Origin of the sequence: Chitinophaga sp. (assembly GCF_036566945.1) — a bacterium.
In the GTDB taxonomy this organism is placed as follows: Bacteria; Bacteroidota; Bacteroidia; order Chitinophagales; family Chitinophagaceae; genus Chitinophaga.
Genome location: NZ_DATCVJ010000701.1, coordinates 1 through 2213 on the forward strand (window position 1 = coordinate 1; position 2213 = coordinate 2213).

Annotated in this window: 2 protein-coding genes; one reads left to right on the forward strand and one right to left on the reverse strand. The window is 47.5% G+C overall.

Annotation, left to right across the window (positions count from 1 at the left end):
* Nucleotides 1-56: 56 nt before the first annotated feature.
* The gene (locus VIP81_RS21150) at nt 57-596 is read right to left on the reverse strand and encodes an RNA methyltransferase (RefSeq protein WP_331965916.1); all 540 of its coding nucleotides are present in this window, start codon (nt 594-596) and stop codon (nt 57-59) included.
* Between the two features lie 46 nt (nt 597-642).
* Between VIP81_RS21150 and mutS the strand changes: the two genes are divergently transcribed.
* Nucleotides 643-2213, forward strand: a 1571-nt coding sequence (mutS, locus tag VIP81_RS21155) for a DNA mismatch repair protein MutS (RefSeq protein WP_331965919.1), incomplete at its 3' end; no start/stop codon positions are given.

Consider the following 2213-nt stretch of genomic DNA (forward strand, 5'->3'; position numbering starts at 1 on the left):
TTTAAAAGACTAACCGCTTTTAATTAATGGCATTTATTGGTGCTGATAGCTAAAAGCTAACGGCTAATGGCTAACAGCTTTACAAAGATATCCCAAACCACGATACCAGTAGTCACCGAAATATTTAAAGAATGTTTCATACCTAACTGCGGAATTTCAATACAGCCATCCACCTGTTTCATCACCTCGCCGTCTACCCCGCTCACTTCATTACCGAAAACCAGCGCCAGTGGCTGATCTGCCGGCGGCTGAAAAGCATCCAGCCTATGGCTGTTTACCGCCTGTTCAATGGCCAGAATTTTATATCCGGCTGCTTTCAGTTCCTGTACTGCGTTTACCGTAGTATCAAAATACTGCCACTCCACTGTTTCGGTAGCGCCCAAAGCAGTTTTATTGATATCGCGGTGCGGAGGCACCGGCGTATATCCGCAAAGAATGATGCCCTGTACTAAAAAAGCATCTGCGGTACGGAATACGGAGCCTACGTTATGCATGCTGCGTATATTATCGAGTACCAGTACTATAGGCGTTTTATCGGCCGCCTTGAACTCAGCCACCGTTTTACGGCCCAGTTCATCCATGCTTAATTTTCTCATCACCCGCAAAGATAATAGGATGGGATGAGTTTTATATATTTGCGCCATGGCAAAAAGTAAAACGGAAGAAACACCGCTCATGCAACAACATAAAGCCATCAAGGACAAATACCCTGATGCCGTACTGTTGTTCCGTGTTGGCGATTTTTATGAAACGTTTAATGAGGATGCAGTTATAGCCGCCCGGGTACTGGGCATCGTATTAACCAAAAGGGCAAATGGCTCCGCTTCTTATGTAGACCTTGCAGGATTTCCACACCATTCGTTAGATACTTATCTGCATAAACTGGTAAAAGCCGGCTACCGGGTAGCCGTATGCGATCAGCTGGAAGATCCCAAAACAGTGAAAGGCATTGTAAAACGCGGCGTTACCGAAATGGTGACTCCCGGCGTAGCCATCAATGACAAGCTCCTGGAAAACTCCAGCAACAACTTCCTGGCAGCTGTACACTTTGGTACAGACAGCACCGGGGTATCTTTCCTTGATATTTCTACCGGCGAATTTTTTATCGCAGAAGGTAGCATAGAATATGTGGATAAACTCCTGCAAAGCTTCCGCCCCGCAGAAGTATTATTCGCCAAACAGCAGCAGAAACATTTTAAAGCTACTTTTGGCACCCGCTTCTATACCTACACCATGGATGAGTGGATATTTACCACCACCTATGCAGAAGAAATACTGCTCAAACATTTTCAGACGCATTCCCTCAAAGGTTATGGCGTAGAAGGATTGCCCGCCGCTATTATCGCCGCCGGCGCCACGCTCCATTACCTGAAAGATACCGAGCACCCCCATCTCCAGCATATTACCCGGATGCAACGCATCAGTCAGGACGATTTCCTGTGGATGGACCGCTTCACCGTGCGCAACCTGGAACTACTGAACAGCAGCGTGGAAAACGGACATACCCTGCTCAAAGTGCTCGACAACACCGTAACACCTATGGGCGCCCGGCTGCTCAAACGCTGGATGGTATTCCCGCTCCGCGATATCGATGGCATCAACGAACGACTGGATACCGTTGAATACTTCATCAAAGAAACAGACCTTTCCAAATCGCTGGTACATCACCTGAAACAAACCGGCGACCTGGAAAGACTGGTATCTAAAATACCCCTCCGGAAAATAAATCCCCGGGAAGTAATGCAGCTGGCCCGTTCCCTGCAACAGGTACAAGCCGTACAGGCATTACTGGCAGATAGCAGCAGCAACTACCTGAAGCGCCTAAACGAAAAGCTGGATCCCTGCCTTCCTTTGCTGGACCGCATTCTCAATGAAATCATGGAGAACCCGCCGGTACTGGTGAATAAAGGCGGTTGTATCAAAGAAGGCGTTAACGCGGAACTGGATGAATTACGCAATATCGCCAACAAAGGGAAAGACTATCTCCTGCAGATTCAACAAAAAGAATCGGAAGCCACCGGTATTCCTTCGCTGAAAATAGCTTTCAACAACGTTTTCGGCTACTACCTGGAAGTAACCAACACCCATAAAAACAAAGTACCGGATCGTTGGATGCGTAAACAAACGCTCGCCAACGCCGAACGTTATATCACCCCCGAGCTGAAAGAATACGAGGAAAAGATTGTTGGGGCAGAAGACAAAATACAGGTGCT